Raw genomic sequence first — 25,144 nt, forward strand, 5'->3', positions numbered from 1 at the left:
TGGTGGGCGCCGTTCGAGTCACGTCTCAGCGCAACAGCGCGACCACCACGCACACTGCCACGATTACCAGTGCAGCCCACTGCATCGGCACAAAGAAGAAATGATGGGGCGCCACTTCGCCCTTCTGCCGGGGTGCCCGGTTGAGCCACAGGCCCAGCAGCACGTTCACCGCCGCGCCAATGCTGGCACCCAGCAACACCTGCGAGAGTGGGGTGTTGCCCCTGGGGCCTGCGTGCGGGAAGAAATACGCCAGCAGCAGGATCGCTGCGATCGGCGTGATCAGTGTCAGGATTCCCCAACCACGATAGATCATCTGTGCAGACCGTATGGAAACGGCCTGCATTGGAACAGATCCGGCATCGTTCGGCCACGAGCACAGCGCATCCACGCGTGGCGCGGATCGACCGGCCGCGCCGCCCTTGCAGCGGCGCGGCCGTTGCGTCTCAGCGCAGCCCGGTTTCGTTGCGGGCGATCACCAGGCGCTGGATTTCCGAGGTGCCTTCATAGATCTCGGTGATCTTGGCATCACGGAAGTAACGCTCCAGCGGCATCTCCTTCGAGTACCCCATGCCGCCGTGGATCTGCACCGCCTGGTGGGTGATCCACATCGCCGCTTCCGAGGCGGTGAGCTTGGCGATGGCGGCTTCGTTGCTGAAGCGCTTGCCCTGGCCCTTCACCCAAGCCGCGCGCAACGTCAGCAGCAGCGCTGCATCCAGCTTGCACTTCATGTCGGCAATCTTGGCCTGGGTCATCTGGAAGGTGCCGATGGCGGCACCGAAGGCCTTGCGCTCCTTCACGTACTCCAGGGTCGCTTCATAGGCGGCACGGGCGATGCCGATGGCCTGCGAGGCGATACCGATGCGGCCGGCATCGAGCACGCTCATGGCGATCTTGAAGCCCTCGCCTTCCTGGCCCAGCACGTCCTCGGCCTGCGCCACGTAATCGTTGAACTCGATCTCGCAGGTGGCCGAGGCGCGGATGCCCAGCTTGGGCTCGGTCTTGCCACGACCGAAACCGGCCTTGTCGGTATCGATGATGAAGGCGGTGATGCCGCGCGCGCCCTTGTCCGGCTCGCTCATCGCGAACAGCACGATGTACTTGGCCACCGGGCCGGAGGTGATCCAGCTCTTCTTGCCATTGATGACGAAAGTGCCGTCGGCCTGTTTCACCGCGCGGCAGCGCATGGCAGTGGCATCGGAACCGGACTGCGGCTCGGTCAGCGCGAACGCGCCGATGGCGGTGCCTTCGGCGATGGCACGCACGTAGGTCTGCTTCTGCTGCTCGGTACCGTGGGTGAGGATGCCGTTGCAGAACAGCGAGTTGTTGACCGACATGATGGTCGAGTGAGCGGCGTCGGCGGCGGCGACCTCCACCATCGCCAGCACGTACGCAACCGGGTCCATGCCCGCACCGCCGTACTCGGTCGGCACTTCGATGCCCATCAGGCCGTTCTCGCCCAGCAGGCGGATGTTGTCCAGCGGGAACTCGCCGGTGCGGTCATGGTGCTCCGCGCTGGGGGCGATCTTTTCCTGCGCGATGCGCCGCGCCACGTCCTGCAGCATCAACTGCTCTTCGGTAAAGCTGAAATCCACAACACCCTCCCGGGTACATGAAGTTATGGGCCGCATACGGCGCGCCCAGGTGCTCCGATTGTACCGGGGGCCGGCTGTTTCCGTACGCTGGCGACTTGACCGCGGCAGCCTCCTCGGCGAATATATCTCTATATCGCGATAGGTAGATATTTATGGATCTGGAAGACTGGTCGACCCGCCTGAAGGTGTTCGCCGATGCCACCCGCGTGCGCCTGCTGGCGCTGCTGGAGCAGGAGGAACTGACCGTGGCCGAACTGTCGGCAATCACCCGGCTGGCGCAGCCGCGCGTGTCCACCCACCTGGCGCGCCTGAAGGAAGCCGGCCTGGTCCGCGACCGCCGTGCCGGCGTGTCGGCCTACTACCGTTTCGACGAAGCCCAGCTCGACCCGGCGCAGCATGCATTGTGGCATGCCTTGAGCAACGGAAGCGACGACCCGTTGCTGCGCCAGGATGCCGAGCGCGTGGCTGCAGTGCTGGCCCATCGCGCCTCTGACCAGAACTGGGCCGACAGCGTGGCCGGCGACATGGAGCGCCACTACTCTCCGGGCCGTACCTGGGAGGCGCTGGCGCGCACCGCCTTGCCGTTGCTGGAGACCGGCGACGTGCTGGACATCGCCTCCGGTGACGGCGTGCTGGCCGAACTGGTCGCCCCCCACGCCAAGCGCTACATCTGCATCGATACCAGCGCGCGCGTGGTCGCCGCTGCCAGCGAGCGCCTGCGCCGGCTGCCCAATGTGGAAGTCCGCGAGGGTGACATGCATGCCCTGCCGTTCAAGGACGGCAGCTTCGACCTGGTGGTGCTGATGCACGCGCTGACCTATGCCAGCAAGCCGGCGCAGGCCGTAACCGAAGCCGCACGCGTGCTGCGCCCGGGCGGCCGCCTGCTGCTGTGCAGCCTGGCCCGTCACGAGCACAAGGCAGCGGTGGAGGCCTATGGCCACGTCAACCTCGGCTTCAGCGACAAGGAGCTGCGCAAGTTCGTCGACAAGGCCGGCCTGCAGGTGTCCAGCCTGGAAACGGTCACCCGCGAGAAGCGTCCGCCGCACTTCGAAGTGATTTCGCTGATCGCCAACAAGCCCTGAGCCCGAGACCACCATGCCCGCCCTGCCCTGGTTGCATCCTGACCGTGCCAACGCCCTGCTCGACGCCCTGCGCGAGCGGATCCTGATCATCGACGGCGCGATGGGCACGATGATCCAGCGCCATGGTCTGCAGGAAGACGACTACCGCGGCGAGCGATTCGCCGGTGGCTATGACCATGCGCACGGTCGCGGCTGCGACCACGGCACACCTGAAGGCCATGACCTGAAGGGCAACAACGACCTGCTGCTGCTGACCCGGCCGCAGGTCATCGCCGACATCCATACCGCATACCTGGACGCCGGGGCGGATCTGGTCGAGACCAACACCTTCAACGCCACTTCGGTCAGCCAGGCCGACTACCACCTCGAACACCTGGTGTACGAGCTGAACAAGGCCGGCGCCGCCGTTGCACGCGCCTGCTGCGATGCGGTGGCTGCGGCCACGCCAAGCAAGCCGCGCTTCGTGATCGGGGTGATCGGTCCCACCAGCCGCACCGCTTCGATCAGTCCCGACGTCAACGATCCGGGCTTCCGCAACACCAGCTTCGACGAGTTGCGCGACACCTATCGCGAAGCCATCGAGGGCCTGATCGATGGCGGCGCCGACACCCTCATGGTCGAGACCATCTTCGACACGCTCAATGCCAAGGCCGCGCTGTATGCGCTGGAGGAGGCCTTCGACGCGCGTGGTGCACGCCTGCCGGTGATGATCTCCGGCACCATCACCGACGCCTCCGGGCGCACCCTGTCCGGGCAGACCGCCGAGGCCTTCCATGCGTCACTGGCGCATGCGCGCCCGCTGTCGATCGGCTTGAACTGCGCGCTGGGCGCCGAGGCGATGCGCCCGCACGTGGAGACCCTCTCGCAGGTCGCCGACTGTTACGTCAGCGCGCACCCCAACGCGGGCCTGCCCAACGCCTTCGGCGAGTACGACGAAACGCCTGAAGAGATGGCCACCACCCTGCGCGGCTTCGCCGAGGATGGCCTGTTGAACCTGGTCGGCGGCTGCTGCGGCTCCACCCCCGACCACATCCGTGCGATCGCCCGCGCCGTGGCCGGGCTGCCGCCGCGCGCCCTGCCCGGTGTCCAGGAGCAGGCCGCATGAATGTCGCCGCCACCGTTCCACACTTCCCGCCCTCCTGCTGTTGAGCCGACGCCTGCCATGACGCCTGTCCGCCCTACCCGCCTGTCCGGCCTGGAACCCCTGGTCATCACTCCGGACCTGCTGTTCATCAACGTCGGCGAACGCACCAACGTCACCGGCAGTGCGCAGTTCCGCAAGCTCATCAAGGAAGGCCGCTACGAAGAAGCGGTGGACGTGGCCCGCCAGCAGGTCGCCAGCGGCGCGCAGATCCTCGACGTCAACATGGACGAGGGCCTGATCGATTCGGAAGCGGCGATGACCCGCTACCTCAACCTGATCATGTCCGAGCCGGACATCGCCCGCATCCCGGTCATGGTCGACTCCTCCAAGTGGAGCGTGATCGAGGCCGGGCTGAAGTGCCTGCAGGGCAAGAGCGTGGTCAATTCGATCTCGCTGAAGGAAGGCGAGGCGCTGTTCCGCGAACACGCGCGCAAGGTCCTGCGCTATGGCGCCGCTGCGGTGGTCATGGCCTTCGATGAAAGCGGGCAGGCCGATACCTGCGCGCGCAAGGTCGAGATCTGCACCCGCGCCTACCGCATCCTGGTCGACGAGATCGGCTTCCCGCCGCAGGACATCATCTTCGACCCGAACATCTTCGCCGTCGCCACCGGCATCGAAGAGCACGACAACTATGCGGTGGACTTCATCGAAGCCACCCGCATCATCAAGCAGACCCTGCCGCACTGCCACGTCTCCGGCGGCGTCTCCAACGTCTCGTTCTCGTTCCGCGGCAACGAAACGGTGCGCCAGGCCATCCACTCGGTGTTCCTCTACCACGCCATCGCCGCCGGCATGGACATGGGCATCGTCAACGCCGGCGCCATGCCGATCTACGACGAGCTGGAGCCTGAGCTGCGCGAGCGCGTCGAGGACGTGATCCTCAACCGCCGCAGCGATGCCACCGAGCGCCTGCTGGAGATCGCCGAGCGCTACAAGGGCAGCAAGGGCGCGGCGAAGACCGAGGACCTGGCCTGGCGCGGGAAGCCGGTGGCGCAGCGCCTGGCACATGCGCTGGTGCACGGCCTGGATGCCTTTGTCGAGGAAGACACCGAGCTGGCCCGGCAGGCCTCCAGCCGCCCGCTGGACGTGATCGAGGGCCCGCTGATGGACGGCATGAACATCGTGGGCGACCTGTTCGGTGCCGGCAAGATGTTCCTGCCGCAGGTGGTGAAATCCGCACGCGTGATGAAGAAGGCGGTGGCCTACCTGCTGCCGTACATCGAGGCGGAGAAGGCGCGCAGCGGTGATACCGCCAAGAGCAATGGCAAGATCATCATGGCCACGGTGAAGGGCGATGTGCATGACATCGGCAAGAACATCGTCGGCGTGGTCCTGGCCTGCAACAACTTCGAGGTGGTCGACCTGGGCGTGATGGTGCCAGCGCAGAAGATCCTCGATGCCGCCCGCGAGCACAACGCCGACCTGGTCGGCCTGTCCGGACTGATCACCCCGTCGCTGGAGGAGATGAGCCACGTCGCCCGCGAGATGGAGCGCCAGGGCTTCGACCTGCCACTGCTGATCGGCGGCGCCACCACCTCGCGCGCGCACACCGCGCTGAAGATCGACCCGCACTACAAAGCGCCTACGGTGTGGGTGAAGGACGCCTCGCGCGCGGTGGGCGTGGCCCAGTCGCTGATCTCACGCGACCTGCGCGAAGCCTTCGTCGCGGCCAACGAGGCCGACTATGCCGAGATCCGCGCCCGCCACCGCAACCGTGGCGACGCCAAGCGCCTGGTGACGCTGGAACATGCGCGCGCGCAGAAATTCCAGGGCGGCTGGGACAGCTACACGCCACCGGCACCGGAACAACCCGGCCTGCACGTGTTCGATGACTACCCGCTGGACGAACTGGTCGACTACATCGACTGGACACCGTTCTTCCAGGCCTGGGAGCTGGCCGGCAAGTTCCCGGCCATCCTCACCGACGAGATCGTCGGCACCCAGGCCAGCGAGCTGTACCGCGATGCGCGCGCGATGCTCGAGCGCATCGTCGGCGAGAAGTGGCTGACGGCCAAGGCCGTGTTCGGCCTGTGGCCGGCCAACAGCATCGGCGACGACGTCCGCGTGCAGCACCCGCAGGGCGAAACCACCCTGCACTTCCTGCGCCAGCAGGTAGACAAGCCTGCCGAGCGCCCGGACTTCTGCCTGGCCGATTTCATCGCGCCCCTCGACAGTGGCAAGCAGGACTGGATCGGCGCGTTCGCAGTCACTGCCGGTATCGGCATCGACGCGCACGTCGCGCGCTTCGAGGCCGAGCATGACGACTACAACGCGATCCTGCTGAAAGCACTGGCCGACCGCCTCGCCGAGGCGCTGGCCGAGCGCCTGCACCAGCGCGTGCGTACCGAATTCTGGGGCCATGAGCGCGCCGAGGCGCTGGACAACGACGCCCTGATCGACGAGCAGTACCGCGGCATCCGGCCGGCGCCTGGCTATCCGGCCTGCCCGGAACACAGCGAGAAACGGCGCCTGTTCGACCTGCTGCAGGCCGAAGCAAACGCCGGCATGGAATTGACCGAGAGCTTCGCGATGCTGCCCACGGCCGCTGTCTCGGGCTACTACTTCAGCCATCCGCAGAGCCAGTACTTCGTGGTCGGCCGGCTCAGCCGCGAACAGGTCAGCGACTACGCCCGCCGCAAGGGCGTGGACCGCGCCCAGGCCGAACGCTGGCTGGCCTCCAACCTCGACTACGACCCCGAATGACACAAAAAGGGGACGGAGGGGATTAAGTCGTTTATGCATTCGCGACTTAATTCCCTCCGTCCCCTTTTTTGCCTCATCATTCCGCGATGACCGTTCCCGTTGCACGCCTCTCCAGCTTCTACCTGTTCTACTACGCGGCGCTGGGCGCGTTCACGCCGTACTGGAGCCTGTTCCTGAGCGCGCGCGGCATGAGCGTGACGGCCATCAGCGTGATGATGGGCCTGTGGTACGCCACCCGCGTGATCGCGCCCAGCACCTGGACCTCGCTGGCGGCCGCATCGCCACGACCGATCCGCCTGCTGCGCGCGGGCTGCGTGCTGACCCTGCTCAGCTTCGCGGTATTCCTGCTGCCGCTGCCACAGCCGTGGATGTACCCGGCGATGGTGGTGTTCTGCTTCTTCTACAACGCGGTGATGCCGCAGTTCGAGTCGATCACCCTCACCCATCTGGGCAACGACAGCCATCGCTACGGGTTGATCCGGGTCTGGGGCTCGCTCGGCTTCATCGCCGTCGTGACCCTGTTCGGCTGGCTGATCGAAGATGACGGCACGGCCAGCCACGCCGGGCTGCTGCCGTGGATGATGCTGCCACTGTTCGCGCTGCTGGTCGCCTCGGCCTTCAGCAACCACTACGCGCGCGGCGTCGGCAAGACCGGCGGCGACGCCAGCGGCTTCTGGCAGATCGTGCGCCGACCGCCGGTGCTGGCGTTCTTCCTGGCCGCCTTCATGGAGCAACTGTCTTTCGGCCCGTACTACACGTTCTTTTCGGTCTACATGGACCATCACGGCTACCGCACCTCCACCCTGGGCCTGTTGTGGACCATCGGTGTGGTCTTCGAAGTGGGCGTGTTCTTCACCATCGGCCGCTTCTTCCGCCGCTATGACGCCAGCTGGATGCTGTTGATCGCGCTGGTCAGTTCCTGCCTGCGCTGGGCCGTGACCGCACTGTTCCCGGAAAACCTGCCGGTGATGCTGCTGGCGCAGAGCGCGCACGCGCTGGGCTTTGCGGCGTTCTTCGCAGCAGCGATGCAGATGCTGGCGACCTACTTCCCCGGTCGCCTCAATGGGCATGGCCAGGGGCTGCTGTACGGATTCTCGTCCGGTGTCGGCGGTGTGCTCGGCGCACTCATTGCCGGCCAACTGTGGAAGATCGACGATGGTCGCACCGCGTTCCTGGCCGGCAGCGGCTTCGCCCTGATTGGCGCCCTGCTCTGTTTCTTCGCACTGAGCCTGCCGCTCATACGTGCGCGACGGAACAGCCGCGTGCGCTGACCCCTGCCCGGCTCAGCACTGCAACAGCACCTGTTGCAGCGAGGGCAGCAGCACCCGGTTGCCATGCGCACTGAGATGATCGCCATCGAAGAACAGCGGCCGCCCATCGCGCTGGGCTGGACATAACGCGTCGTCGCACAGCACCGGCATCGGGTCCCACAGCACGCCACCTGGCAGTCCATCGACCACCTGCTGCAGGCTGCCCAGCATGGGTGCCCGCAACGTTTCCATCGCGACGCGCGTGCTGTCCAGGCCGTTGCGGCAGACCTCGTTGCGGGCATTGAAGCGGTCCGAGCAGCGATAAGGAGGCGCTGGCAGCACTGGCTTGGGCGCCTCCAGCACGATGCGCACGCCACGCTCGGCCAGGGGTCTCCACTGCGCGACCGCCTCGGCCACTTCGGCGTCGCGTCCTGCCGCGGCCTCTGCCGTCAGTTCGCCCGCCAGCTGCGCCTGCGCATCGAACAGCACGAACTGATCGGAAAGGCGTGGCACGCGCAACGACACCAGCACCACGGCATCCCCCGGCTGCGCGCGCCGCGCGATATCGGCGAACACCGCGGCGTCGAAATCAGCGCAACCGGCACCGGCACCGCGCCACTTCTGCAGGCTCACCTGCGGGCATCCGCCGCGGCCATAGAGGGAGACCGCCGAGCCGGTTTCCAGGGCCAGTCGCTGCAGCAGCTCGATGTAGGCCATCGCATGCGAATCACCAGCAACGAACACCCGCTTCGGCGCGCCAACCGGTAGCGGGCGGTCGCAGTCTCCACGCGCAAAGGTGCGCGCACTACCGCCTTCGAAACGATGCTTGGCGACCACCAGTGCGCACTCGGGATAGTCACCGGCCACGCTCTTGCCATTGGGGTACCAATCGGTCGGATGCCGGCTGACCGTACTCAACGACAGCCGCGGCGCCTGCAGGTAGAGCACTGTCTGGATGCCGGCGGCGCACAGCAGTACGACCGCGCCGGCCAGCACCCAACGCCCGGGACGCAGGCGCTGCGCCAACGTGCCGCGGAACGGCTGTTCCACCCAGCGCCACGACAGCCATGACAGCAGCAGCACCAACGCCATCGCGGCGGTCATCTGCAAGGGTGTCTGCAGGCCCACGGTCCAGCGCATCAGCACGAACACCGGCCAGTGCCACAGGTACAGCGAGTACGACAGCAGGCCGATACGGCGCATCGGGGCGCTGGCCAACAGGCGCGCCACCCATGCCTGCGGATGATGATGCAGCGCCCACAGCAGGCCCGCGGTGGCGAAGGCCGGCAGCACGCCGTCAGGCCACGGTGACCGCCCGGCACGCGCGGACCACAACGCCCACCCCAGCAGGCCCAGCGCCACCATGGCCAGCAGGGAGAACACCGGCGCGGCGCGCTTCAGTGCCTGGCCGGTTGCCGGGTCCAGCGATTCGCGCACATGCAGCAGCTGGAACAGCAGCACGCCCACCCCCAGTTGCCAGAGGCGGGTGCTGGTGGCATAGAACGCCCACGATGGCGGCGCCTCGCGCAGACCCAGCACCGCCGCATGCAGCAGCGACGCCATGCTGACCAGGGCGAACAGGCCCAGGCTGATCCAGCGCCCGCGTGCACCGCGCGCCCAAGCCAGGAACAGCAGCGGGAACAGCAGGTAGAACTGCTCTTCCACGCCCAGCGACCAGGTGTGGGTGTAGGGATTGAATTCGGCCCTGGGTGCGAAATAGTCGTTGCCGATCGCTGCCAGCACCCAGTTGCTGAAGCCGAAGAACGCCATCAGTCCGGTCCTGTCACTGGCTTCGCTGAGCCAGGACTCGGGAATGAACAGCACGCTTGCCACGGCAGTCAGCAACAGGCAGGCCAACAGCGCCGGCGCGATGCGACGGATGCGGCGCGCATAGAAGCGCAGCATCGACTGCCCCAGCGACAGCGGCGGCAGCCGGTGTACCGACGCGCTGACCACGAAACCGGAGATGACGAAGAACACATCCACGCCGGTGAACCCGCCTGGCAACCAGGCCGGGTCCAGGTGGAACACGATGACGGCCAGCACGGCGATCGCGCGCAGGCCGTCAATGTGCGGCACGTAGCCACGGCTTGGATCAGCGGTCATCCCTACCCCCACGGCCGCGACGGCAGCGCGCCCGCGGCGGTCACGCGTTTACCAGACCAGGTCGTCCGGCACCTGGTACTGCGGGTCCGCGTACGGATCTTCCTCGGCCGGCGCATTCGGATCGACCTTCAGCGCCACCGATGCGGCGAACACCGCCTCGCACTGCGCCAGCACCTCGGCGGTCACCAGCAGGTAGCGGCCATTGAGCTGGACCACACCCAGCTCACCGGCGTTGAGCGCGGTCAGCTGTTCGGCGGTCACATAGATGCGCTTGATCTTGCCGCCGTAGGGGAAGTGGCGGGCAATGTCCGCCGCTTCGGCATTCAGGCCCTTGTCCTTCAGCAGTTCTTCCAGCTTGGCCTTGGCCTCGCGGCGCACACGCGCCTCTTCCTGCTTCAGGCGCTCGGTTTCGATGCGCTCTTCCTTTTCCTTCTGCGCGCGGATGGCGTAGGCCTTGGCCAGGTCCATCTCTTCTGCGCTGCGCGGCTTGCGCGGGCCCTGCTGGCCCGGGCCACGCGACTGGCCGGGCTTGCCCGGGCCGCCATGGCCAGGACCGCGACGCTGGCCGGGCTTGTGCTCGCCCTTGCCAGCGCCCTGCGGCTTTCCATTGCCGTTGCCACCCTTGCCCTGCGGGCGGCCGTCACGGCGGGGGCCATCATTCTTGCGCTCTGGCTTGGGCGCAGGCTTGAAGCCCAGGCCCATCAGCTGGTCGCGGAGGGTATCGCTCATAGGATTCGGATCAGTAGTGCGGCGGCGGCGGTTCGCTCGCCGGATCGGAAGAATTCAGCGCGTTGCGGACCTTGCCCAGATCTTCCAGCAGCACGCGCAGCACGTCGGCGTTGCGCATGCCCTGCATGCGGGCATCGGCCAGCGCATCGCTCAGTTCGGCCAGCGCCTGTTCCTGGAAGGACACGCGCATTTCCAGTTCGACCAGGCGCGCTTCCAGCGCCTGCTCGCGTTCGGTTGGCAGCAGATCAGACATGCAGCGAGCGCCCCCGGCCAATGCCGTAATACGCCAGGCCCGCTGCTTCCACGTCCGCCGGCTCGTACAGGTTGCGGCCGTCGAACACCACCGCGTCCTTCAACTGCTCGCGCAGCGTCTGGAAATCGGGGCTGCGGAACTGCTTCCACTCGGTCACCACGACCAGGGCATCGGCGCCCTGCAGCGCCTCGTTGGCATTGCTGCAGAACACCAGGTCATCGCGTTCACCGAAGATGCGCTGCGCCTCATGCATCGCTTCCGGATCGTAGGCACGCACCGTCGCACCGCCTTCCCACAGTTGCGCCAGCAGGCGTCGGCTGGAGGCTTCGCGCATGTCGTCGGTGTTTGGCTTGAATGCCAGGCCCCACACGGCAAAGGTCTTGCCACGCACGCCTTCGTCCTCGCCCTTGTCGTAATGGCGCTGGACCAGGGCGAACAGATGGCCCTTCTGCGCATCGTTGACCGCTTCCACGGCGTTCAGCAGTTTAGGCTCCAGGCCGGCCTGCTGCGCGGTGCGGGCCAGCGCCTGCACATCCTTGGGGAAGCACGAGCCACCATAGCCGGCGCCCGGGTAGATGAAATGCCAGCCGATGCGCGGATCCGAGCCGATGCCCTGGCGGACCTGCTCCACATCGGCGCCGACACGTTCGGCGATGTTGGCGATTTCGTTCATGAACGAGATCTTGGTCGCCAGCATCGCGTTGGCGGCGTACTTGGTCAGCTCGGCCGAACGCACGTCCATTTCCACCACGCGGTCGTGGTTGCGGTTGAACGGTGCATACAGGCGCCGCATCACCGCCACCGACTCGGCGCTGGTCGCACCGATGATGATGCGATCCGGACGCATGCAGTCGGCAACGGCGTCGCCTTCCTTCAGGAATTCCGGGTTGGACACCACGTCGAAGGCGATGTCGGCGCCACGTGCCGCCAGCTCTGCGGCAATGGCGGCACGGACCTTGTCGGCGGTGCCCACCGGCACCGTCGACTTGTTGACCACCACGGTCGGCACGCTCATGTGCTGGCCGATGGTGCGGGCCACGGCCAGCACGTACTGCAGATCAGCGCTGCCATCCTCGTCCGGCGGCGTGCCGACGGCGATGAACACGACCTGGCCGTGGCCGATCGCGGCTGCGGCATCGGTGGTGAACGTCAGCCGCGACGCGGCGTGATTGGCCTTCACCATCGGTTCCAGGCCCGGCTCATAGATCGGGATGATGCCCTGGTTGAGGCCATCGACCTTGGCCTGGTCGATATCGACGCAGACCACCTGGTGGCCGACATCGGCCAGGCAGGTACCGGTCACCAGCCCTACGTAACCGGTACCGAAAATCGCAACGCGCATGTCCGTGCTGGCTCCGTGGTCGCTTACGGCAGGACGCCCAGCAGCTCGACGTCGAACGTCAGAGTCGCGTTCGGGCCGATCGGGCCACCCGGGGTGCCGTTCTCACCGTAGGCGAGCTCGCCCGGGATCCAGAAGCGGTACTTCGAACCGACCGGCATCAGCGCGACGCCTTCGGTCCAGCCCTTGATCACCTGGTCCAGGCCGAACTCGGCCGGTTGGCGACCATAGGAGCTGTCGAACACGGTGCCGTTGAGCAGCTTGCCTTCGTAGTTCACGCGCACCTTGCTGCTCGGCAGCGGACGCTCGCCGCTGCCCGGGCGGATGACCTGGTACTGCAGGCCCGACGGGGTGGTTACCACGCCCGGCTGGGTCTTGTTCTTGGCCAGGAACGCATTGCCTTCCTCGCGGTTGGTCTGCGCGGCAGCGGCGGCCTTGGCCTGCATTTCGGCCTGCTTGCTGCCCATGAACGCCTGGATGGTGGCGGTCGCGTCAGCTTCCGTCATCTTCGGCTGACCCTTGCTCAGGCCGGTGCTGATCGCGTCAAACAGCGAGGCGACGTCGATGTCGTCCTTCAGCTGTGCCAGCGACGGGCCGACCGAGTAGGAACCGATCATCTGCGACACCTTGACGCGGTCGACCTTCGGCGGCTGCGAACCCGGCGCCATGCCCGGCACCTGCTGCCCGCTGCGGGCCATCACGACCTGACGCAGTGCGGCATCGGTGGCCTTGGCCTGTTCCTGGGTGATCTGCGGCTGCAGGCCTTCGAACGAACGTTCCACGGCGGTGCGCAGCGCGGCCACATCGATCTCATCGGCGATCGGGGTGAACGACTTGGCGACGTCCAGGCCGATGGCGTAGCCGAGCTTCTGCTTGGGGGAATTCAAGGTTGCGGTCTCCTTGGCGGCTGCGGGGGCAGCCGGTTGTTGCGACAGAGCGACACCCGAAGTGCCCATCGCCAGAATCAGAACCGACGCCGCGGCGCCGCGCATTCCCATCTTCATTCGCTGCATTCCTGGAAGTGTCTGGGCGCCGACGTCGGCGCGAAAAGAAGCATTGTCGCACGCATGCCGTCGATGTCGAGGCATCCGTGCCGGATATCAATGCGTAGGAGCGACGGCCAGCGCCTTGTCGATGGCGGCGGTCAGCTGTGGATCGTCCGGCGTCACCTTGCTGGCGAACTGGGCGATGACCTTGCCATCGCGGCCGACCAGATATTTGTGGAAGTTCCAGCCTGGCGCCACGCCGGTGGCTGCGGTCAACCGCTGGTACAGCGGCGTGGCCTCCGCACCGACGACGTGCACCTTCTCGAACATCGGGAACTTGACGCCATAGGTAAGCGTGCAGAAATCCTGGATCTGCTTCTCGTCACCCGGTTCCTGGCCCTTGAAATCGTTGGACGGGAAACCCAGCACGGCAAAGCCGCGGCCGGCATAACGCTTCTGCAGCGCCTCCAGGCCTTCGTACTGGGGGGTATAGCCGCACTTGCTTGCGGTATTGACCACCAGCAGCACCTGCCCGTGGTAGCGCTGCTGCAGGTTGACCTGCTGCTTGCTTGCCAGCGGGCGATAGTCCAGGTCCAGCAGATCGGCCGCCAGCACATGGGCGGAACCGGCCAGGCCGGCCACCAGCAGGGTCAACAGGGACAGGCCGCGCAGTCGGCGCGGAACAACGGTCGGCAGGGGCATCGAGAGCAGTCCGCGGTAGCCATTCACAGGGCCGGCCGATAGCGGCCGGGAATCGGCCGAACTATAGCACCGGGCTCCGTTGCCCCTTGTTGCGGCGGGCGCCGGCGGCTTTGCGCGGCGTGGCCTTTCCCGGGAGGACCCACCCTCAACGGCGCAGGGATGACATAGCATGGACAACGCTGAATGGAAGGCAGGGCGTGATCGGCCCGCACGACAATTCCGTTTCCCTTTTCAATCAAAGGGATAAGGAGATATTTCAGCGGTTTGACCCACCCCTGCCATCAGTTGGGCACGGCAAGGGGTTGCACGTGGGCGTGCCGGTGTTATAGTTGCATACAACACCAGTCACCCGAGACAGGGGGAGCCATGAACGCCCGGATCCGTCGCAACCTCACCGCACCCGCGGCCGCTGCCGTTTCGACCCTGATCGTGCTGGCCTGGCTGGCCATGCCAACCGCCCCCGCCTCCGCCGACAGTGCGCAGGATGCATCCGTTTCGCCGGCCGGGAACGCCGATCCCTCCCCCTCTCCCCCGCGTCGGCTGCACAGCTCCCTGTCCATGCCGTATTTCTCGTTCGCACAGCCGCTGACCCCACGGAGCTGAATATGAGCGACATCCAGTGGAGCGACGGCGCTCCCATCTACCGTCAGTTGAAGGAGCGCGTGATCGCCATGATGCTCGACGGAATCCTCAAGCCGGGCGATGCCCTGCCTTCGGTGCGCCAGGTGGCCGCCGACTACCAGCTCAACCCCATCACCGTTTCGCGCGCTTACCAGGAACTGGCCGATGAAGGCCTGGTCGAGAAGCGCCGCGGCCTGGGCATGTTCATGACGGAGCAGGCGGCCACGCAGCTGCGCAGCAGCGAGCGCGAGCGCTTTCTCAACGAAGAATGGCCGGCGGTGCTGGAGCGCATCCAGCGCCTGGGCCTGAGCCTCGACGAATTGCTGCCCCAGGGGAAAGTCTGATGAATAGCACTGCAAGTGAACCGGTCATCACCGCCCGAGGCCTGCGCAAGGCCTACAAGACCACCGTGGCCCTCGACAATGCCAGCTTCAGCATTCCGAGCGGGCGCATCGTCGGCCTGATCGGGCCCAACGGCGCCGGCAAGACCACCGCGCTGAAGGCCATCCTCGGCCTGACCTCGGTGGAAGGTGAGTTGAGCGTGCTCGGCCGCGACCCGCGGCAGCACCGCGACGCGCTGATGAACGACATCTGCTTCATTGCCGACGTCGCCGTGCTGCCGCGCTGGCTGAAGGTCCGTGAAGCGATCGATTTCGTCGCCGGTGTCCATCCGCGCTTCGACCGTGCCCGCTGCGAGCGTTTCCTGGCCAACACCAAGCTGCAGCCGAAGCAGCGCGTGCGCGAACTGTCCAAGGGCATGATCGTGCAGCTGCACCTGGCGCTGGTGATGGCCATCGATGCGCGCATCCTGGTGCTGGACGAGCCCACCCTGGGCCTGGACATCCTGTACCGCAAGGAGTTCTACCAGCGCCTGCTGGAAGATTATTTCGACGAACAGAAGACCATCATCGTCACCACCCACCAGGTGGAGGAGATCGAGCACATCCTCAGCGACGTCATGTTCATCCGTGATGGTCGCATCGTGCTCGATGCAGAAATGGACGATGTCGGCCAGCGCTACACCGAGCTTCTGGTCAACGCCGACCAGCTGGAGACCGCGCGTGCGCTGAAGCCGATCGACGAGCGCAGCCTGACGTTCGGCAAGACCGTAATGCTGTTCGACGGTGTGCCGCGCACCCAGCTCTCCACCCTTGGCGAGACCCGCAGCCCGGGCCTGGCCGATCTGTTCGTCGCCATCATGAAGGGGACCTACGCATGACTGCCGTCAACCACCCCGTCAGCCCGATGGGCACCCTGCGCTGGCTGCTCAAGCGCGAGTACTGGGAGAACCGTGGCGGTTTCCTGTATGCGCCGCTGATCGCCGGCCTGATCTCGCTGGTGATGAGCACCGTCGGCATCGCCTTCGGCCTGTTTGCACTGAACCGTGCAGCACGCAACGGCGCACTGCATGTCGACGGCGAGAGCGTGAACATCAACGGCCTGGACCTGGCCCTGCTGACCCGGGACATCAGCGCCAAGGACCTGGCCGACCTCGGCAACGGCCTCGACCTGACCCTGGTGCTCAGCTCGGCCTGGCCGTTCCTGGTGCTGGCCTTCGTGGTGTTCTTCTACTGCCTGGGCGCCCTTTACGACGACCGTCGCGACCGCAGCATCCTGTTCTGGAAGTCGCTGCCGCTGTCGGACACCCAGACCGTGCTGTCCAAGGTGATCAGCGCACTGGTCGTGGCCCCGATGATCGCGGTGATCGCCGGCATCATCACCATGTTCGGCTTCATGCTAGTGATCAGCATCGTCGCGCTGATGCACGGTGGCAGCCCGATGACCCTGATCTGGGGTCCGGCCAGCCCGTTGACCCTGGCCGCCGGTCACCTGGCCTGGATTCCGGTCTACGCCCTGTGGGCCCTGCCCACCGCCGGCTGGCTGCTGCTGTGCTCGGCCTGGGCCCGTACCAAACCGTTCCTGTGGGCGGTGATGCTGCCGCTGTTCGCCGGCGTCATTGTCAGCACCACCAAGGTGATGCCGTTGATCGGCCTGACCACCGGCTGGTTCTGGCAGAACATCGTTGGCCGACTGCTGCTGGGCGGCGTGCCGGGCACCGACCTGGTGTATCGCCTCAGCGCCGAGGAAGGCACGCGTCGCGATCTCGAATCGGTGGTCAGCCTGATGTCGCCGGCCTCGCAGCTGAAGTCGCTGGCGATGCCGGAACTATGGATCGGTGCCGCCGTCGGTGTCGTGTTCATCGTCCTCGCCATCCGCCTGCGCAAGCGCGCCGGCGAGATCTGATTCCATCCACCCGGAGGCACCACCCATGCGTTCCCTGCTCGCCTGTTCTGCGTTGTTGCTGTTGCCTCTGTCGGCGCTGGCCGCCGATGCTCCGAACTGCAAGTTCACCGCCGCCCGCACGCTGAAGCTGGATGTGGCCGGCGCCAAGGCGGTGGTGCTGGAGGTGAACCAGCATGACCTGAAGGTCGTCGCCAGCAAGGGCGGTGGCCAGCTCGATGGCCGCGCCTGCGCCTCCAGCCAGGAATGGCTGGACCAGCTAGTACTGGAGCAGCGCAGGGAAGGCGACAAGCTGGTCGTCAGCCTGCGCCGCGACGGCCGCCACAGCGGCATCAGCCTGGGCAACAGCTATGCGTGGCTCGACATCCGCGGCAGCGTGCCCGACAACCTGCCCCTGCAGCTCAAGGTCGGCTCCGGCGATGCCAGCGTGGACAACGCCCAATCGCTGAGCGTGGACGTCGGCTCGGGCGACGCGATCGTTCGCGGCACCCGCGGCAGCATCCACGCAGCGGTGGGTTCGGGTGACCTGGACATCGACGGTGGCGGCTCGCTGAACCTGCTGTCGCTCGGCTCCGGCGACGTCAAGGCGCGCAACATCGGCGGCGATGCGGTCACCGGCACCGTCGGCTCCGGTGACCTGAAGATCAGCGATGTCCGCGGCAACGCCCGGCTGGACACGGTCGGTTCCGGCGACATCGGGTTCAAGCGCGTGCAAGGCAACGTCGAGGTCGGCGTGGTCGGCTCGGGCGATGTCGATCTGTCCGACATCGGCGGCAACGTGCACGTGCGCAGCCATGGTTCGGGCGACATCCAGGTCGACGGCGTGCGCGGCAGCCTGACCGTCGACCACAGCGGCAGCGGCGATGTCGGCCACCGCAACGTCGGCGGCACGGTCACCCTGCCCCGCAACAAGTAACCGCCACCGGACCAATTCGAGGGAGTTGCCATGAACCTGCTGCGCCTGCTGCCTGCCATCCTGCTGTGCCTGCCGCTGATCGCCTGCGGCGGCACTTCTTCCACGCCCGACAAGACCGTCGGCAAAAGCGTCGCCGAAGCCACCAGCGGCGTCGGCCAGACCGTCAAGGAGGCCATGGTTGATGCCCGCAAGGACATCACCCAGGGCAACATCAACATCTCCGCCGACAAGCAGCCGCGTGCGGAGATCACGCCGGATGGCCACCTGCTGATCGACGGCAAGGACGTGCCGGCCAACGAGGCCCAGCGACAGCGGTTGCTGGAGTACCGCGGCCACGTCGTCGCCATTGCGATGGACGGCATGGATGTCGGCCTGGCCGGCGCCAAGCTCGGCGCCAGCGCTGCCGGAGAGGCACTGAAGGGCATCTTCAGCGGCGACAGCGAAGGCATCGAGAAGCGGATCAATGCCGAGGCGGAGAAGATCGAAGCCCAGGCCAAGCGCATCTGCAACCGCTTGCCGGCGATGCTGGCCAGCCAGCAGGCACTGGCGCGCGAGCTGCCGGCGTTCAAGCCCTACGCAACGATGGACCAGAGTGACGTCGACGACTGCGGCAAGGACACCGTGGTCCAGCGCTAGGCCTGTGACAGATCAGCGCACCCGGCCGGCAGCGGCGCCCCGCTGCCGGCCGTCGTGCGCCGGCCGGCTTACAATGGCGGCCCCGGACGCCCCCGAACCGAATGCCATGAAGAAGTTGTTCCTGCTGCTGGCCGCCCTGCTCTGCCTGGGCCTGGTCGGCTGTGACAAGGATTACCGCAACCACCGCGCCGAGCGCGGCAAGCCAAAGATCTCCGTCAGCGAAGGCATGGTCACTGTGCGTCGCCCGCCGGCGCCGAACATCATCATCCTCGGCGATGGTTCGATGAAGGTGGACGAGATCCAGATTCCGCTGGACGAGGCACAGAAGCAGATGCTGCAGACCATGTTCGGCAAGCTGCAGGTGCTGCGCCAGAACACCCTGGTCGCCGCCCCGGCCGATCCCAACATGCAGCCGGTGAAGATCCAGCCGCCGGAAGGCATGGAAGTGATCCCGGCCGACCTGGTCCAGCGCATCCCCGAGTTCAAGGACTACACCGACACCTTCGGCAACATCGTCGCCGACCGTCGCTGAAAAAACGCCGCCCCTGGGCGGCGTTTCCTCTTGTAGAACCGAGCCCATGCTCGGCCCAGGTCCAGGAAGCAGCCGAGCATGGGCTCGGCCCTACGACCGGCAGATCAACCGCCGCCGCCACCGCCCCCCGCGTGGATGCCACCGGCAGTCAGTGCGGCCGGGTCCAGCAGGCGGCGCAGCTCGGCTTCATCCAGGCCGCTGTCCTCCAGCGCGACATCCAGCACCGGACGCTGCTCCTTGTAGGCACGCTTGGCAATCGCCGCCGCCTTCTCGTAGCCGATGATCGGGTTCAGCGCGGTGACCAGGATCGGGTTGCGCGCCAATGCTTCGGCAACGCGATCCTCACGCACCTTCAGCCCGGCAATCGCGCTGTCGGCCAGCAGGCGAGACACATTGGCCAGCAGGCCAATGCCATCCAGCAGGTTCACCGCGATCAGCGGCAGGGTGACATTGAGCTGGAAGTTGCCGGTCTGCCCGGCCACGGTGATCGCGGTGTGGTGGCCGATCACCTGCGCGCAGGCCATCACCGTCGCTTCCGGAATCACCGGGTTGACCTTGCCCGGCATGATCGAGCTGCCCGGCTGCAGCGCCGGCAGTTCGATCTCGCCCAGCCCGGCCAGCGGACCGGCGTTCATCCAGCGAAGATCGTTGGCGATCTTGATCAGCGCCACCGCCAGTGCATTGAGCTGGCCCGACAGTTCCACCGCGTCATCCTGCGCGGCCAGGCCCTCGAACTTGTTCTCGGCGCTGTCGAACTTGAACCCGGTCTGCTGCTTCAACGCCTTGGCCACCTGCGCGCCGAAGCGCGGGTCGGCATTGATGCCGGTACCGATGGCGGTGCCGCCCAGCGGCAGCCGGCGCACACGCTTGAGGCTGTCTTCGATGCGTTCCTGTGCCGAGGCCAGCTGTGCCGACCATGCGCCGAACTCCTGCTCGAAGGTCAGCGGCATCGCATCCATCAGGTGCGTGCGGCCGGTCTTGACCACCTTGCGCAGGCTGCGGCCCTTCTTGTCGAGGGTCTTGCGCAGGTGCACCAGCGCCGGCAGCAGCTGCTCATGTGCCGCCAGTACCGCCGATACGCGCAACGCGGTCGGGATCACGTCATTGGAGCTCTGCCCCTGGTTGACGTGGTCATTGGGGTGCACCGCGGTCTTGCCCGCCTTGCCGGCACGGTTGGCCAGGGTGGCGATGACCTCGTTGGCATTCATGTTCGAGGACGTGCCAGAACCGGTCTGGTAGACGTCGATCGGGAACTGCGCGTCCCAGGTGCCGGCGGCCACTTCGGCGGCAGCGGTCTGGATGGCCTTGGCCACGTTCTTGGGCAGATGGCCCAGCTCGGCGTTGACGCCAGCGGCAGCGCCCTTGACCAGGCCCAGGGCACGGATGAAACCGCGCGGCATGCGCTGGCCCGACACCGGGAAATTCTGCACGGCACGCTGGGTCTGCGCGCCCCACAGGGCGTCGGCAGGCACCTGCAGCTCGCCCATGCTGTCGTGTTCGATTCTGAAACCCTTGCTTGCAGCTCTGCTCATTGCATCAACTCCGCACTACTTCAGTTGGGGAAAGGGAAGCGGCGGCTGGCAGGGTGTCGCTTCCCGGGCTGGCGGCTGCGCCAACAATACTCCCTTGCCCGCAGCGTGGGATGACGAGGACGGGCCAGATCGTTCCGTCCGCAGGGCCGTGTTGTAGAGCCGAGCCCATGCTCGGCTGCCCGCGGGGCGCCGGATTCTCCGAAGCAGCCGAGCGTGGGCTCGGCTCTACAGGGCACGCCCCGCCGGCACGTCGTAGAATATCGGCCCCGCCGCTCGTCCCAGCCCTGCCGACATGTCCGATTCCGCCCTGCTCGCCCTGTCCCCGCTCGATGGCCGCTATGCCGGCAAGGTCGACGCCCTGCGCCCGATCTTCTCCGAGTACGGCCTGATCAAGGCCCGCATCACGGTCGAGGTGGAATGGCTGCTGGCCCTGGCCGCCGAGCCGGGCATCGTCGAACTGGCCCCGTTCTCCGACGCTGCCATCGCCCGCCTGCGCGCGCTGGCCGCCAGCTTCAGCCCGGCCCAGGCCGCGCGCGTGAAGGAGATCGAGCGCACCACCAACCATGACGTCAAGGCGGTGGAGTACTTCATCAAGGAACAGCTGAAGGACGACGCCGAGCTGGCGCCGGCGCTGGAATTCGTGCATTTCGCCTGCACCAGCGAAGACATCAACAACCTCAGCTACGGCCTGATGCTGGAACAGGCGCGCCGCGAGGTGCTGTTGCCGACCCTGGACGGCATCGCCAGCACCCTGCGCACCCTGGCCCACGCCGAGGCTGGCCAGCCGATGCTGTCGCGCACCCACGGCCAGACCGCCTCGCCGACCACCCTGGGCAAGGAACTGGCCAACGTGGTCGCGCGCCTGGAGCGCCAGCGCCGGCAGATTGCCGCGGTCGAACTGACCGGCAAGATCAACGGCGCGGTGGGCAACTACAACGCCCACATCGCCAGCTACCCGGACGTGGACTGGCCAGCCTTCGCCGAGCGCTTCGTGACCGGCCTGGGCCTGGTGTTCAACCCGTACACCACGCAGATCGAGCCGCACGACAACATCGCCGAGATCGGTGATGCCGCACGCCGCGCCAACATCATCCTGATCGACCTGGCCCGTGACATCTGGGGCTACGTTTCGCTGGGCTACTTCAAGCAGCGCCTGAAGGAAGGCGAAGTTGGTTCGTCGACGATGCCGCACAAGGTCAACCCAATCGATTTCGAGAATGCGGAAGGCAACTTCGGCATCGCCAACGCGCTGTTCGAGCACTTCAGCGCGAAGCTGCCGATCAGCCGCTGGCAGCGTGACCTGACCGATTCCACCGTGCTGCGCGCACTGGGCACCGCGTTCGGCCACAGCCAGGTGGCACTGGATTCGCTGGCCAAGGGCCTGGGCAAGCTGGAAGTGAACCCGCAGCGCCTGGACGCCGATCTGGACGCGGCCTGGGAAGTGCTGGCCGAGGCCGTGCAGACGGTGATGCGCCGCCACGGCCTGCCGAACCCGTACGAGCAGCTGAAGGCGCTGACCCGCGGCCAGGGCATCACCGCCGAGTCGATGCGTGCGTTCGTGCAGGGGCTGGAGCTGCCGGCGGATGCGAAGCAGCGCCTGCTGGAGATGACCCCGGGCAGCTACATCGGCCTGGCTGAGTCGCTGGCGAAGAAGATTTAAGGGGTTTGCTTGCGGCGGCGGCCGCGGGCGCTGCCTGCGGCAGGCAACGGCAACGGCAACGGCAATAGCAACGTCAAGAGCGGCTCTGGATTGCTGCTAGCTGGGTGGGGCGGGAGGGGCCAGCGGGACACGCCGTGAACCCATCCATGGGGGCTCGATGGCGCCATCCATGGCGCCAACGGTCCCGCTGGCCCCTCCCGCCCCACCTCTGGCAGATTCCCGGTGACGGATCGAAGAGCATTGGGTTGTCGGGACGGAATTTGAAAGACGGACGCGGCTTCGCCGCGTCCGTCTTTGTTTGAGGGTCTTTTGTAGAGCCGAGCCCGTGCTCGGCTGCTTTTGGGCGTGGGCAACAGCAAGCCGAGCGTGGGCTCGGCTCTACAAGGGCATGAGCAAGCGCAGCGCGCGACCCGCTGTTGCCTTTGATCTTCTTCTTCCATTCCGTGGCGGGCCGCGCAGGAAACTGTCAGGGGCCGGGCGGGTGGGCTGCGCGGGGGTGTCCGCCGCATGGATGCGGCGGCCAAGCTTACAGGGACGTACTTGCAGCGTCCCCCGCGCAGCCCACCCGCCCGGCCAAACCCGGCTTTTGCTTTCAGCGACCAACCCAGACCCCGCCACGAGGGGCTCCGCCGTTGGCCGGACACCCCGCGACAAACCACCGCACGTGCGCAATCCCGACGAACGGCGGACAATGGAACCCTTGGCGGCTCGCCACGCCGCCCCTCCCGCTTTCCGCTGCAAGGATTCCCCCATGGCCGCCCGCAAGTCCTCCGCCCCCCTGATCGAAGTCACCGCCCGCCCTGGCCAGCCGCTCGGCATGGCGCCGGCCACCTTCCTGCGCGACTTCTGGCAGAAGCGCCCGCTGCTGATCCGCAATGCCTTCCCGGATTTCCAGACCCCGGTACAGCCGGAAGACCTGGCCGGGCTGGCCTGCGAGGAAGGTGTGCTGGCGCGCCTGATCGAACACGACAAGGCCCAGGACGGCTGGCGCGTGCGCACCGGCCCGTTCCAGGAAGACGTGTTCCCCGCCCTGCCCGACCACGACTGGACCCTGCTGGTGCAGGACGTGGACAAGTGGGACCCGGACGTGCGCGCCCTGATCCAACACTTCAGCTTCCTGCCGCGCTGGCGCATGGATGACGTGATGATCAGCTTCGCCGCCACCGGCGGCTCGGTCGGCGCCCATGTCGATCAGTACGACGTGTTCCTGCTGCAGGCCCACGGCCACCGTCGCTGGCAGATCGATGCGAGCGAATCGATCAAGGGCAGGCAGCCGCCGCTGGGCTTCCGCCCGGACGTGGAGCTGAAACTGCTGAAGGTGTTCAAGCCCACCCACGACTGGGTGCTGGCGCCGGGCGACATGCTGTACCTGCCGCCGAACGTGCCGCACCACGGCGTCGCCGAAGACCCCTGCCTGACCTTCTCGTTCGGCATGCGTGCGCCGTCTTCTGCCGAGCTGATCAGCGACTATCTGGACACCCTGATCGCCGATGCCGATGAGAACATCCGCTACCAGGATGCCGACCTGAAGGTGCCGGCCGACCCGAACGAAATCGACACGGTGGCGATGGCGCGGGTGATCGCCGCCCTCAACGCCATCCGCATGAACGACCCGGACAAGCTGGGTGACTGGTTCGGCCGCTTCATCACCACCTACCGCGCCGCCGGCGAAGTGATGGCCCACCAGGCTGCGCCGGCCGCGGAGCAAGTGGTCGAAGCGCTGGCCTCGGGCATGCTGCTGCAGCGCCACCCGTGGGCCCGCCTGGCCTGGCGCCGGGCCAAGCGTGGCGCCAGCCTGTATGTCAGCGGCCAGGACTTCGCGCTGCCGGTGAAGGACGCGCAGCGCCTGGCCGGCGCCGAGCAGCTCGACGCCGCCGCCTATCGCGGCCTGTCCGACAAGGGCCGTGCCGTGGTCCAGCAGCTGCTGGTCGGTGGTGTGTTCCAGCTGATCGACCCGAATGAGGTGTACGAGGCCGAAGACGAGGAAGACAGCGAGGATGCCGTGGTGCTCGGCGAGGTCGTCGAAGGCCGCGACCGCGTCGAGGCGATCGACGCCGACGCGGTGTCCGACGATGTCCACTCCGTGACCGTGCACGACGACGGTATCGAGGTCATCGTCAACTTCGAGGACGACGACGAAGACGACAGCACCGGCCGGGCCTGAGCCATCGTCATGATCCGGGTCCAGCAGGTCAGCCACGCCGACGCCCACGTTGCCATCCACGACGTGCGCCAACGCGTGTTCGTGCAGGAACAGGGCATCGCCGCCGACCTGGAACGCGATGCGCTGGACCCGGTCAGTGCCCATGTGCTGGCGCTGGACAGTGACGGCCAGCCGGTCGGCACCGGCAGGCTGGCTCCGGACGGCCGCATCGGCCGCATGGCCGTGCTGGCCACCCATCGCAGCAACGGGGTCGGCGAGGCCCTGCTGGCGGCCCTGGTCGAGGCCGGGCGCCGGCTCGGCCTGGCCGAACTGCACCTGCACGCCCAGCTGCCCGCGCGCGATTTCTATGCACGCCAGGGCTTCCTGCCCGAGGGCGAGGTGTTCGAGGAAGCCGGCATCGGACACCAGCAGATGCGCCGCCGGCTGGGCGTGGCCAGCGCCATCGACAGCCGCGCCGAGGCGGTGGCGATCACCACGGCCATCATCCACCGCGCCCGTCGCCAGCTGTGGCTGCACAGCCGCCAACTGGACCCGGGGCTGCTCGATGCGCCCCCGGTACAGTCCGCCCTGCGCCGCTTCGTCACCGCCCGCCACGACAAGCAGCTGCGGGTGATCGTGCACGACGCCGCCGCGATCGCGTCTGCCGGGTCGCCGCTGCTGGCGCTGGCCCAGCGCCTGCCCAGCGTGATCCAGTTCCGCGAGGTCAGCGATCCGGTCGACCGCGCGCTGGCCTCGGCCTGCCTGCTCAACGATGCGGGCGACTTCTACTTTCGTCTGATCGGCCATCGCCTCGACGGCGAGGCCGGCATCGCGCTGCCAGCACGTTCGCAGCCGTTCGAGCAGCAATTGCAGCGTGTCTGGGACCGTTCGCGCGTCTGCAGCGAACTGCGTGCGCTCGGCATCTGAGTCGGCACAGCCGACCGAACCTGTCTGGAACCGGCACCGGCGGACGCGGG

The 25,144-nt window shown here is 66.9% G+C and carries 23 protein-coding genes; 14 read left to right on the plus strand and 9 right to left on the minus strand.

The genetic code is table 11. The annotated features are described in order from the left end of the window. Positions 1–25 precede the first annotated feature (25 nt). Positions 26–388, minus strand: coding sequence for a hypothetical protein (locus AC5P7F_RS01025; RefSeq protein WP_495205410.1), 363 nt, complete (start codon positions 386–388; stop codon positions 26–28). Positions 389–443: 55 nt separating this feature from the next. Continuing rightward, the gene (locus AC5P7F_RS01030; protein WP_014647680.1) at positions 444–1,592 is read right to left on the minus strand and encodes an acyl-CoA dehydrogenase family protein; all 1,149 of its coding nucleotides are present in this window, start codon (positions 1,590–1,592) and stop codon (positions 444–446) included. Between the two features lie 152 nt (positions 1,593–1,744). Between AC5P7F_RS01030 and AC5P7F_RS01035 the strand changes: the two genes are divergently transcribed. The 4 genes from AC5P7F_RS01035 (at position 1,745) to AC5P7F_RS01050 (ending at position 7,792) form a co-directional block, all read left to right on the plus strand. After that, positions 1,745–2,674: a metalloregulator ArsR/SmtB family transcription factor gene (locus tag AC5P7F_RS01035; protein WP_164077094.1), complete on the plus strand. Its 930-nt coding sequence runs from the start codon at positions 1,745–1,747 to the stop codon at positions 2,672–2,674. Positions 2,675–2,687: 13 nt separating this feature from the next. Then, positions 2,688–3,779 carry a homocysteine S-methyltransferase family protein gene (locus AC5P7F_RS01040; protein WP_164077095.1) on the plus strand — a complete coding sequence of 364 codons (1,092 nt, stop codon included), beginning with the start codon at positions 2,688–2,690 and terminating at the stop codon, positions 3,777–3,779. Positions 3,780–3,836: 57 nt separating this feature from the next. Further along, a complete protein-coding gene (gene metH / locus AC5P7F_RS01045) occupies positions 3,837–6,521 on the plus strand; it encodes a methionine synthase (RefSeq protein ID WP_014647682.1) in 2,685 nt (894 codons plus the stop codon). An 86-nt stretch (positions 6,522–6,607) separates the two neighbouring features. Further along, entirely contained in the window at positions 6,608–7,792 is a 1,185-nt protein-coding gene (locus AC5P7F_RS01050) for an MFS transporter (RefSeq protein ID WP_049408565.1), read from the plus strand. Between the two features lie 12 nt (positions 7,793–7,804). Here the strand turns inward: AC5P7F_RS01050 and AC5P7F_RS01055 are convergent, their stop codons facing one another. The 6 genes from AC5P7F_RS01055 to AC5P7F_RS01080 all read right to left on the minus strand — a co-directional run bounded on the left by AC5P7F_RS01055 (position 7,805) and on the right by AC5P7F_RS01080 (position 13,886). Further along, positions 7,805–9,877 carry an acyltransferase family protein gene (locus AC5P7F_RS01055; RefSeq protein ID WP_495204122.1) on the minus strand — a complete coding sequence of 691 codons (2,073 nt, stop codon included), beginning with the start codon at positions 9,875–9,877 and terminating at the stop codon, positions 7,805–7,807. 48 nt (positions 9,878–9,925) lie between these two features. Next, complete coding sequence (locus AC5P7F_RS01060; protein WP_049408561.1) at positions 9,926–10,606, minus strand: DUF2058 domain-containing protein; 681 nt, start codon at positions 10,604–10,606, stop codon at positions 9,926–9,928. Between the two features lie 10 nt (positions 10,607–10,616). Further along, a complete protein-coding gene (locus AC5P7F_RS01065) occupies positions 10,617–10,859 on the minus strand; it encodes a SlyX family protein (RefSeq protein WP_005410256.1) in 243 nt (80 codons plus the stop codon). After that, a complete protein-coding gene (locus tag AC5P7F_RS01070; protein ID WP_032962083.1) occupies positions 10,852–12,201 on the minus strand; it encodes a UDP-glucose dehydrogenase family protein in 1,350 nt (449 codons plus the stop codon). Before AC5P7F_RS01070 ends, AC5P7F_RS01065 begins: the two co-directional genes overlap by 8 nt. A gap of 23 nt (positions 12,202–12,224) precedes the next feature. Further along, complete coding sequence (locus tag AC5P7F_RS01075; RefSeq protein ID WP_032962085.1) at positions 12,225–13,202, minus strand: FKBP-type peptidyl-prolyl cis-trans isomerase; 978 nt, start codon at positions 13,200–13,202, stop codon at positions 12,225–12,227. 96 nt (positions 13,203–13,298) lie between these two features. Beyond that, the gene (locus tag AC5P7F_RS01080) at positions 13,299–13,886 is read right to left on the minus strand and encodes a glutathione peroxidase (protein ID WP_014647689.1); all 588 of its coding nucleotides are present in this window, start codon (positions 13,884–13,886) and stop codon (positions 13,299–13,301) included. Between the two features lie 366 nt (positions 13,887–14,252). Here AC5P7F_RS01080 and AC5P7F_RS01085 point away from each other — a divergent pair, with 366 nt between their 5' ends. From AC5P7F_RS01085 to AC5P7F_RS01115, 7 genes are all read left to right on the plus strand, one after another. Then, positions 14,253–14,489 (plus strand): hypothetical protein, encoded by a 237-nt coding sequence (locus AC5P7F_RS01085; RefSeq protein WP_014647690.1) that lies wholly within the window; start codon positions 14,253–14,255, stop codon positions 14,487–14,489. 2 nt (positions 14,490–14,491) lie between these two features. Beyond that, complete coding sequence (locus AC5P7F_RS01090; protein ID WP_005410261.1) at positions 14,492–14,851, plus strand: GntR family transcriptional regulator; 360 nt, start codon at positions 14,492–14,494, stop codon at positions 14,849–14,851. Next, the gene (locus tag AC5P7F_RS01095; protein ID WP_014647691.1) at positions 14,851–15,726 is read left to right on the plus strand and encodes an ABC transporter ATP-binding protein; all 876 of its coding nucleotides are present in this window, start codon (positions 14,851–14,853) and stop codon (positions 15,724–15,726) included. The genes AC5P7F_RS01090 and AC5P7F_RS01095 overlap by 1 nt, the downstream gene beginning before the upstream one ends. Beyond that, complete coding sequence (locus AC5P7F_RS01100) at positions 15,723–16,751, plus strand: ABC-2 transporter permease (RefSeq protein ID WP_014647692.1); 1,029 nt, start codon at positions 15,723–15,725, stop codon at positions 16,749–16,751. The genes AC5P7F_RS01095 and AC5P7F_RS01100 overlap by 4 nt, the downstream gene beginning before the upstream one ends. A gap of 25 nt (positions 16,752–16,776) precedes the next feature. Further along, entirely contained in the window at positions 16,777–17,664 is an 888-nt protein-coding gene (locus AC5P7F_RS01105; RefSeq protein ID WP_014647693.1) for a GIN domain-containing protein, read from the plus strand. 30 nt (positions 17,665–17,694) lie between these two features. Further along, a complete protein-coding gene (locus AC5P7F_RS01110) occupies positions 17,695–18,300 on the plus strand; it encodes a YggN family protein (protein ID WP_164077096.1) in 606 nt (201 codons plus the stop codon). 106 nt (positions 18,301–18,406) lie between these two features. Beyond that, positions 18,407–18,832 (plus strand): hypothetical protein, encoded by a 426-nt coding sequence (locus AC5P7F_RS01115; RefSeq protein WP_014647695.1) that lies wholly within the window; start codon positions 18,407–18,409, stop codon positions 18,830–18,832. 104 nt (positions 18,833–18,936) lie between these two features. Here the strand turns inward: AC5P7F_RS01115 and AC5P7F_RS01120 are convergent, their stop codons facing one another. Next, the gene (locus tag AC5P7F_RS01120) at positions 18,937–20,364 is read right to left on the minus strand and encodes a class II fumarate hydratase (RefSeq protein WP_032962093.1); all 1,428 of its coding nucleotides are present in this window, start codon (positions 20,362–20,364) and stop codon (positions 18,937–18,939) included. A gap of 292 nt (positions 20,365–20,656) precedes the next feature. Here AC5P7F_RS01120 and purB point away from each other — a divergent pair, with 292 nt between their 5' ends. The 3 genes from purB (at position 20,657) to AC5P7F_RS01135 (ending at position 25,094) form a co-directional block, all read left to right on the plus strand. Next, positions 20,657–22,024, plus strand: a complete 1,368-nt coding sequence (gene purB / locus AC5P7F_RS01125; RefSeq protein WP_164077097.1) for an adenylosuccinate lyase — start codon at positions 20,657–20,659, stop codon at positions 22,022–22,024. 751 nt (positions 22,025–22,775) lie between these two features. Next, positions 22,776–24,188, plus strand: coding sequence for a ribosomal protein uL16 3-hydroxylase (locus AC5P7F_RS01130; RefSeq protein ID WP_134809078.1), 1,413 nt, complete (start codon positions 22,776–22,778; stop codon positions 24,186–24,188). A gap of 9 nt (positions 24,189–24,197) precedes the next feature. Continuing rightward, positions 24,198–25,094, plus strand: coding sequence for a GNAT family N-acetyltransferase (locus AC5P7F_RS01135; protein ID WP_495204123.1), 897 nt, complete (start codon positions 24,198–24,200; stop codon positions 25,092–25,094). Positions 25,095–25,144 lie beyond the last annotated feature (50 nt).

Source organism: Stenotrophomonas sp. YJH_SMC_105-26, from assembly GCF_059368915.1.